At 48.9% G+C, this 8,883-nt stretch carries 6 protein-coding genes; 4 read left to right on the top strand and 2 right to left on the bottom strand.

The genetic code is table 11. The features are described 5' to 3' along the window. Nucleotides 1–108: 108 nt before the first annotated feature. Nucleotides 109–1,263, bottom strand: a complete 1,155-nt coding sequence (locus tag FD32_RS07965; RefSeq protein ID WP_047768107.1) for an ROK family transcriptional regulator — start codon at nucleotides 1,261–1,263, stop codon at nucleotides 109–111. A gap of 216 nt (nucleotides 1,264–1,479) precedes the next feature. Here FD32_RS07965 and xylA point away from each other — a divergent pair, with 216 nt between their 5' ends. The 3 genes from xylA (at nucleotide 1,480) to FD32_RS07950 (ending at nucleotide 5,906) form a co-directional block, all read left to right on the top strand. Then, nucleotides 1,480–2,829 (top strand): xylose isomerase, encoded by a 1,350-nt coding sequence (gene xylA / locus FD32_RS07960; RefSeq protein WP_047768110.1) that lies wholly within the window; start codon nucleotides 1,480–1,482, stop codon nucleotides 2,827–2,829. A 176-nt stretch (nucleotides 2,830–3,005) separates the two neighbouring features. Then, complete coding sequence (xylB, locus tag FD32_RS07955; protein WP_047768112.1) at nucleotides 3,006–4,514, top strand: xylulokinase; 1,509 nt, start codon at nucleotides 3,006–3,008, stop codon at nucleotides 4,512–4,514. A 228-nt stretch (nucleotides 4,515–4,742) separates the two neighbouring features. Next, complete coding sequence (locus FD32_RS07950; protein ID WP_047768145.1) at nucleotides 4,743–5,906, top strand: RNA-guided endonuclease TnpB family protein; 1,164 nt, start codon at nucleotides 4,743–4,745, stop codon at nucleotides 5,904–5,906. A 115-nt stretch (nucleotides 5,907–6,021) separates the two neighbouring features. Here the strand turns inward: FD32_RS07950 and FD32_RS07945 are convergent, their stop codons facing one another. Then, nucleotides 6,022–6,510 (bottom strand): DUF1440 domain-containing protein, encoded by a 489-nt coding sequence (locus tag FD32_RS07945; RefSeq protein WP_047768114.1) that lies wholly within the window; start codon nucleotides 6,508–6,510, stop codon nucleotides 6,022–6,024. A 148-nt stretch (nucleotides 6,511–6,658) separates the two neighbouring features. Between FD32_RS07945 and FD32_RS07940 the strand changes: the two genes are divergently transcribed. Further along, a complete protein-coding gene (locus FD32_RS07940; RefSeq protein WP_152666511.1) occupies nucleotides 6,659–8,866 on the top strand; it encodes a glycoside hydrolase family 3 C-terminal domain-containing protein in 2,208 nt (735 codons plus the stop codon). The last annotated feature ends 17 nt before the right edge of the window (nucleotides 8,867–8,883 follow it).

Raw genomic sequence — 8,883 nt, 5'->3', positions numbered from 1 at the left:
TACGGCCCATAGTGGACTTTCACCACCTAGCTAATACCCATGCCGGGCGCACTAGGAAAAGCCACCGAGCGTGAAAACGCCCAGTGGCTTTTTTCGTGATTTAAATGCTTAACCAATCCCCCGGGACCACTGGAACTGCAGGTTAACCTCTGCCAGGTTGATTACCTTCCTAATCATGAGGGCACCAGCACCGAGGAGGGAGACGTACTTGGAACCACTGATTGAAGTGATTGGCACTTGCACCTTTCGCTTTTCTGCGGCGACCTTAATTTGCCCTGTCAGGCCGGGGATGTTCTCGGTTAGTGGGGAGTTGATGAAGAGCCTTTCAGGACCATACAGCATCTGGAGGTTGAAGAGGGTCTGGGCAACGATATCGGCAAAACCATCAAGCACCTGCTGGGCCATTGCGGTCGGTTCGGTACATGCTTGGTAAAATTCTTCTAATGAAGAAAACCGGTACCCAACTGTTTGGCAGACCCGGTTGACCAGGTCATCGACGGAGATGTAGTCGCCGACCTCCTGGAGTTTTCCACGGCTGTTGGGGATGATGACACTGCCGAGTTCTCCGACCATCCCCCGAAAGCCACTGAACAACTTGTGGTTTGCGATGACCCCAATCCCGGGCCCCCGGTGGATACTTAAAACAACCAGGTTAGCAAGACTATCCTGGTTGGCGTAGTCCCGCTCATAAATAGCCGCCAGGTTGGCTTCGTTCCCGATCATCACGGGAACCTGGTAACGGTCGGCAAAGTATTGCTGGAGGTCGATCCCCTTGGTGGCGTAGTAAGGAGAATGAATAATCTTGTTCTGGTCGACGACAGCGTGAATTGAAAAGCTGATTCCTAGCAGGCCATGCTCGGTATCATTATTCTTGGCTGCCGTAGCGAGTTCACGGTTGATCAGGTCCATTACTTGAAGAATATCGTGATTTTGCGAAGGAAAACGTTGGAAGGAGATTTCCTGACCATCGGCGTAGAGAAACATCACAAATAATGAATCATAAGTTATGTTGAAGCAGGCAACATAACCAAAGTGACTATTAATGGTAAAGAGCTCCGGCTTCCGGCCCCCACCTTCAGTTGAATTTCCCCGACCGAGGTGGACGATATAGCCCTGCTGATCTAGTTCCGCAAAGATTGATGAAATGGTGGACTTATGCAGTCCCGTATTACGGGCGATGTCCGCTCGTGAAATGGCAGCATTGTTAAAGAGCTGCTGTTTAACGCGTTTGATGTTATTTAGTCGGGTAAGGTCCCGCTCCATAGAAAAAACTCCCCATAATTTAATTGATAAAGCTAATGTTTATTCTATATCTGTTCAGGCCCACGAGACAAGGGATTCCTCCTGCGGGGCGGCTTCAAATTTGGTCCAAAGTAAAATTTCTTTTGAGAAAGGGTTTACAAAGTCGGGTGCGGAGTGTATATTAAGAATTGTAAGTTAGTTGTTTATACAAACTAAATATTTCAGGAGGCTATCGATATGGCTGATTTATGGAAAAACGTTGGCGACATTAAGTACGAAGGACCACACAAGAGTGTTAAGTCCGGTTTGTTCTATCAATACTACAACCCAGATGAAGTAATCCTGGGCAAGAAGATGAAGGATTGGCTGCGGTTTGCCGTTGCCTACTGGCACACATTTGACCAACGCCTGGTCGACCCATTTGGTGATGGTACTGCAATGCGTCCTTACGACAAGTACACTGACCCAATGGACCAAGCCTTAGCTAAGGTTGACTACGCATTTGAATTTTACAAGAAGTTAGGCGTTAACTTCCTTTGCTTCCACGACCGTGACCTTGCTCCAGAAGGTGACACCCTTCGTGAAACCAACAAGAACCTGGATAAGATCGTTGACAAGATTGTTGAATATCAAAAGTCCACTGGCATGAAGGTCCTTTGGAATACTTCTAACCTCTTCACTAACCCACGGTTCCTTGAAGGTGCTGGTACTGCTCCATCCGCTAAGATTTACGCTTACGCTTGTGCCCAATTGAAGCACAGCCTGGAAATCGGTAAGCGGGTTGGCTCCGAAAACTATGTCTTCTGGGGTGGCCGTGAAGGTTACGAATCACTTTGGAACACTGAAATGAAGCGTGAACAATCACACATCGCTAAGTTCTTCCACATGGCTAAGGACTACGCTAACGAAATCGGCTTCGATGCCCAAATGCTTCTTGAACCAAAGCCAAAGGAACCAACTACTCACCAATACGACTTTGATGCCGCTACAACCATCAACTTCATGCGTGAATACGGCCTGGACAAGGACTTCAAGCTTAACCTTGAAGGTAACCACGCTAACTTGGCTGGTCACACTTACCAACACGAAATTCGGGTTGCTCGTGAAGCTGGTCTGCTTGGTTCTCTTGACGCTAACCAAGGTGACAAGCTGATTGGTTGGGATATTGATGAATACCCATCCAACCTGTACGAAACCACTGCTGCTATGTGGGAAGTTATCGAAAACGGTAGCATTGGACCTCGCGGTGGTCTGAACTTTGATGCCAAGCCACGGCGGACTTCATTCAAGCCAGAAGACCTGTTCTACGGTCACATTGTCGGCATGGATAGCTTTGCCGCTGGTCTGCGGGTTGCCGCTGCCATGAAGGAAGACGGCTTCTTAGACGACATCCTGAAGAAGCGTTACGCTAGCTGGGACGAAGGTCTTGGTAAGCGGATCGAAGAAGGCAAGGAAGACTTCAAGAGCATCGAAAAGACTGTTATCGATACTCCACAATCCGAACTCCGTGCTGCAACTCAATCTGACCACCTTGAAGAAATCAAGGATACTATCAACCACTACATGATTGAAACACTTGCTAAATAATGACCCCTCTTTTGAACTCAAGTAATTGAGGCTCAAATACTAATAACAGCAACTACCTATCAATTAATCTAAAAATTTCCGTGTAGATCATTATTTATCTGTAGTGTCTTATAATAAAAGGGCCGAGGCAATCAACTTTGCCCCGACCCTTTTATCATTGAAAGGAATGAAATGAAATGAACGAATACGTAATCGGTGTTGACCTCGGTACTAGTGCGGTCAAGGTTTCCGCAATGGACCCGGAAGGCCAAATTGCCGCCCAGGAAAGCTATGGCTATGAACTTCACCAACCACACCCGGGTTATAGTGAACAGGACCCGCGAGACTGGCTCTATGGAACGACCATTGCCATTGACCGTCTGATCCTCCGGGATGGTTTGAAGGCGGAAGAAATCAAGGGGATTTCCTTCTCCGGACAAATGCACGGCCTGGTATTACTGGATGAGAATGGCCAGGTCCTTCGTCCGGCAATGCTGTGGAACGACACACGGACCACCAAGCAGTGTGAAGAAATTAAGGAAAAGCTCGGTGATAAGTTTATCGACATCACCGGTAACCGGGCCCTGGAAGGGTTCACCTTGCCTAAACTATTGTGGGTCAAGGAAAACCAGCCGGAGATTTGGGCCAAGGCCAAGAGCTTCCTCTTACCTAAGGACTACGTGCGCTTCATTATGACCGGCAAACAAGCAATTGATTATTCTGACGCAACCGGGACCGTCCTCTACGACATTAAGAAGGGGACCTGGAGCAAGGAAATTTGTGATGCCTTTGATATCCCGATGTCAATGTGCCCACCATTGATGCGGTCAATTGATGAAGCTGGAACGGTAACGGACTACTACTCGATGTTCTCTGGCCTAAAGAAGTCCACCCGTGTCTTCGGTGGCGGTGGTGACAACGCCTGTGGGGCAGTTGGTGCCGGTATCCTCCAACCAAACATGGTGATGTCCAGTATTGGGACCTCAGGGGTTGTCCTGAAATACGAACCAGACGCTAACGTCAACTACCACGGGGCCCTCCAGTACGAATGCCACGCCATTCCTGATACTTACTACTCCATGGGGGTTACCCTGGCGGCAGGACACTCGCTAAACTGGTTCAAACACACCTTTGCTGCTGATGAGGACTTTACCGCAATGGTTAACAAGGCTGCTGAACGGCCATTGGGCGCCAACGGTCTCCTCTTCACTCCGTACGTCGTTGGTGAACGGACCCCGTATGCCGACGCGGATATTCGGGGAAGCTTCATCGGTGTTGACAGCATGCAGAACAAGTATGACTTTGTCCGGGCGGTTATTGAGGGAATTACCTTCAGCTTCCGTGACATCCTCAACATCTATGACCAACACGGCCAGGACTTCGACACCGTCGTTGCCATCGGTGGGGGTGCCAAGAGTGACTTCTGGCTCCAACTCCAGGCCAATGTCTTCAACAAGAAAGTCGTTTCCCTGACTAACGAGCAGGGACCAGGCCTTGGTGCTGCCATGCTGGCTGCTGTTGGCCTTGGCTGGTACGACTCCCTGCAGGACTGCGCAAAGAAGTTTGTTCACTTCGGCAAAACCTACGAACCACAAGCTGATGCCGTTGCCAAGTACAACGACCTCTACAAGGTTTACCACCAAGTTTATGACCAGACTAAGGGCCTCAGCCACCAGCTGATGAAGCTCCGAAATAACTGGGATTGATTGTAAAAGGCTCTGACCGGAAAACTTTCGGCAGAGCCTTTCTTGCTTATTTATTTTTTGAAAACGGGCAAGGAAACACGTTCTTTTAAGGACGTGATGAATTGCCCATTTTTTAATCTTTTAATCGAACACATGTTTCAGGATATGATATAATATCCTTAACAGAGAGTGGTGTTCAGGTATTAATTAGCTTTGTTGACTGGCCAATGATGAAAGATTGTGGTGAAAATGGCACAAGTTATAAAGGGGATCAAACTTCGTCTATATCCCAATGCCCAGCAAAGGGAACAATTGTGGCAGATGTTTGGTAACGAGCGCTTCGTTTGGAACCAAATGTTGGCAATGGCCAAGGAGCGATACCAAAATAATCCTAGTAGTCACTTTGTCAATGAATACGGGATGAATTATCTGCTGAAGAGACTCAAGCAGGAATACCCATTTCTTCGGGCTAGTGACTCAACTAGCTTCCTTGTCGTCAATCACAATCTCGCCCAAGCCTTTAAGATGTTATTTAAACGCCAAGGTGGTTACCCACGTTTTAAATCGCGTCGTGCTATTCGGCAAGCTCATACGGGGCGGTCAGTTTGTCGGGTACTTGCTAAGCGGCGAGTGAGATTACCTAAGCTGGGCAGCATTCGTACCAGTAAAACAACCCGGTTAGCTGATAACAAGCTTAAGTGCTATACGGTTTGCCTTGAGCCCACCGGCCGTTACTATCTGTCATTACAAGTGGCGGTTGAAACTCCCAAACACCTGAGAAAAACAGGAAAAGCAGTCGGAATTGATGTTGGCATCGCTAATCTAGCCATTAGTTCTGATGGAATTAAGTACGGAACCTTTAATGCTAAATGGGCGGAAAAGCAAGCAGCTAAGTGGCAAAGTAAGTATGCCAAACGGAAGCATCAGGCGACGGTTGCCGTCTGTCAATGGAACCATAATCATAAAACCACCAAGAAAGAACTGAGTGATTACCAAAACTGGCAACGAGCACAGCAACAAAAGGCCCGTTACCAAGCCAAGGTAGCGAACCAGCGCAAAGACTATTTGCATAAGCTAACAACGAACTTAGTTAAGCAATACGACGTAATCGTCATTGAAGATTTGAAAGCCAAAAACCTTCAGAAAAATCATTGCATGGCTAAAGCAATTGCGAATGCTAGTTGGTATCAGTTCCGGACTATGTTGGCGTATAAGTGTGCCTGGTATGGTAAACGTTTAGTGGTGGTTAAGCCAAACTACACTAGCCAAATTTGTAGCCACTGTGGTTACCATAGCGGACCAAAGCCGTTACAAATTCGTGAATGGTCGTGTCAAAGCTGTGGTACCCATCATGATCGCGATATTAATGCGGCAGTTAATATCTTGCATCAAGGATTAAAAGCTATTGGCTAGGGACTAGCCATGGTAAAAGAGTGGAGTTATGTAAGTTAGGTATCCTGAATACAGGCATAATATCCTAAATACTACTTCATGTTCCCAGAAGCGCGGTCATTAATGGCCGAGTAGTTCACAGTTGACGCAAGACTTCACTAGCAATCTCGTGGTTGGTCCACATCCAAATTGCGTGGCCCAAGCCTTCCGATAAGTGTTCTTCCCAGGGTTGGTCATGAACACTAGGGACGGTCTTCATTGCCGGCATAATTACCAGGTGGAAGGCAACCCACACCGCAATTCCAAACGGCACCCCTTCGTCCCGGGTCAAGGCCTTGACCTTTTTGTCCAGGAGGGCGGCGTAGGCCGTTGCAAAACTAACTGAGAAACCGAAGTGGACTAGGTAACTAACCCAGGGAAGGCTTTCTCCAGAATAGTGGTAGCTGGCCTGAGTTAACTTTGCTGGAATACCCAACTGTTGGAGTAGTTTTTGGGGTGGGTTAACCTTGTTCCGGGCGGCAGTCCGTGGTGGCAAGACATTTTCCCAGCCCAACTTGACGAGGCCGGAGATCAGGCCCGCTGCACTTCCGGCAATTAAGACGTGTTTCAAATTTAATTTTTGCATATTTGTCACTCCTCTGCGGTTTTCCCACCAATTATAACAGGGAAATATTTCCCAGGAAATAAATATACTCGGCAAAATTGTCTCCCGACATTCAATCATGATATGCTCTAAGTAAGCGTTTAACTTGTGCGAAAGGAATGAAATGCTAATGGTAACAATTGATTTGGACTTTGTTGAGGGCCTAACCCTTGAAGAACGGGCGGCCCTGGTTTCCGGAAAGGACTTTTGGTTCACCGCTAAGGTACCAGGAGTTGACCGGATGATGATGTCTGATGGGCCCTCGGGATTGCGGAAGCAAAACATCGATGCATCACCAGCCGATATCAATGACTCTGTGGATGCGGTCTGCTTCCCGTCGTCGGCTCTCACGGCTAGTTCCTTTGACGATGATATGCTCTATAAGCTTGGGACCCACCTGGGAATTGCTGCCAACGCTGAGCATCTTGGCGTTTTGCTGGGCCCCGGTGTTAACATTAAGCGGTCACCATTGGCCGGGCGGAATTTTGAATACTTTTCTGAAGATCCGTTACTTGCTGGCCGGATGGGGGTCGCATATGTAAAGGGGGTTCAGGACCAGGGCGTTGGCGTCAGTGTCAAGCACTTTGCGGCCAATAACCGGGAAAACCAGCGCTTCACCTCATCCTCAAACATCGACGAGCGGGCTCTCCGGGAAATTTATCTGGCTCAGTTTGAACGGATTGTCAAGCAGGCCCACCCGGCAACCTTGATGTGCTCTTACAACCGCCTTAACGGGACTCTGAACTCCCAGAACCAACGCCTGCTAACTGATATCTTGCGGAACGAGTGGGGATTCCAGGGATTAGTCATGTCTGATTGGGGAGCCGTGGCCGACCACGTTGCGGCTATTAAGGCTGGCCTGGACCTTGAAATGCCTGGTAAGGGTCAAGCATCGGTCGACGAAATTGTTGCGGCCGTCAAGGATGGTCGTCTCCAGGAATCAACATTAAACCGGTCTGCCCTCCGTGTCTTGAGAATGGTCGAGAAGTGGGGGAAGAAGGTAACCAAGGCCGATACGTACGATAAAAAGGAACAGCATGAGTTTGCTCGTCAGATGGCCGACGATAGTATTGTCCTCTTAAAGAACGACCAAAATCAATTGCCCCTCAATGCTACCGATTCGTTAGCAATTATTGGTGAGCTGGCTGCCAAGCCCCGTTTTGAAGGTGGGGGTAGCTCCCATGTCAACGCCCACCAGGTGGTAACGCCCCTGGATGCTGCGCCAGCAGGTGCACAATATGCTCAAGGCTATTCCTTAAAGGAAACGGCAACAGATGAGCACCTGGCGACAGCAGCGATTGAACTCGCAAAGAAGAGTGACCAGGTCGTCTTCTTTGCTGGTTTCCCAGAAGAGATGGAAACGGAGGGCTTCGACAAGGACACTATCTCGCTCCCCACTAACCAAAATGACCTGTTAGCCAAGGTGGCTGCGGTCAGCAGCAATGTTACCGTTGTCCTAGAAAATGGGTCTGTTCTGGAGATGCCGTGGGCTGACCAGGTACCAGCAATTTTTGAAACCTACCTGGCGGGCGAAGCTGTCGGTGAGGCAACTTGGGACATCTTGACGGGGAAGGTTAACCCGTCTGGGAAATTATCCGAGAGTTTCCCGCTGCGTCTGCAAGATAACCCAACCTACGGGACATTTGGTAAGGACCATGACGAGGAGGACTACCACGAGGGGATCTTCGTTGGTTACCGTTACTATGACCTGCACGAGATGCCCGTTCGCTTCCCATTTGGCCACGGACTCAGCTACACGAGCTTTGCTTACAGCAACCTGACCGTTGAGGAGGGGACCGACACGGTTAAGGTGGGCTTTGACCTTACTAATACTGGTAAGGTTGCCGGGAAGGAAGTTGCCCAGGTCTATGTTGCTAACCAGGTCAGCCGGGTTGAAATGCCGGTCAAGGAGCTGCGTGACTTTACGAAAGTTGCCCTTGAGGCGGGAGAAAGCAAGCACGTGACCCTGACACTCCCCCGGCGGGCATTTGCCTACTACAACGTTGCTAAGCAACAATGGGAAGCTGACAATGGCCAATACAAGATTATGGTGGGGTCCTCTTCACGTGATATTCGGCTATCAATGGCCTTCACGTTGACGATTGGGACTAACCCGACAAGTGAGGTGACTGGCAATACCTACGTCGGTGACCTCTGGGCTAACCAGGATCCACATGTCCAAAAAGCCCTCAAGGATTCAGGACTGTACGAAATCCTGGCCCCAATGATGAAGGACGAGAAGTGGGTTGCCATTTCGGCGAACATCCCTCTGCGGTCACTGTCCGCAATGGGTATTGACGAAAAAATCCGCAAGGCCTTCTTTAAGGCACTGAAGTAGTTTCTAAACTAAATCAA

This window comes from Limosilactobacillus panis DSM 6035 (assembly GCF_001435935.1).
GTDB lineage: Bacteria > Bacillota > Bacilli > Lactobacillales > Lactobacillaceae > Limosilactobacillus > Limosilactobacillus panis.
The sequence above is the reverse complement of the archived record's forward strand: the minus strand, read 5'-3'. Positions and strand labels throughout refer to the sequence as shown.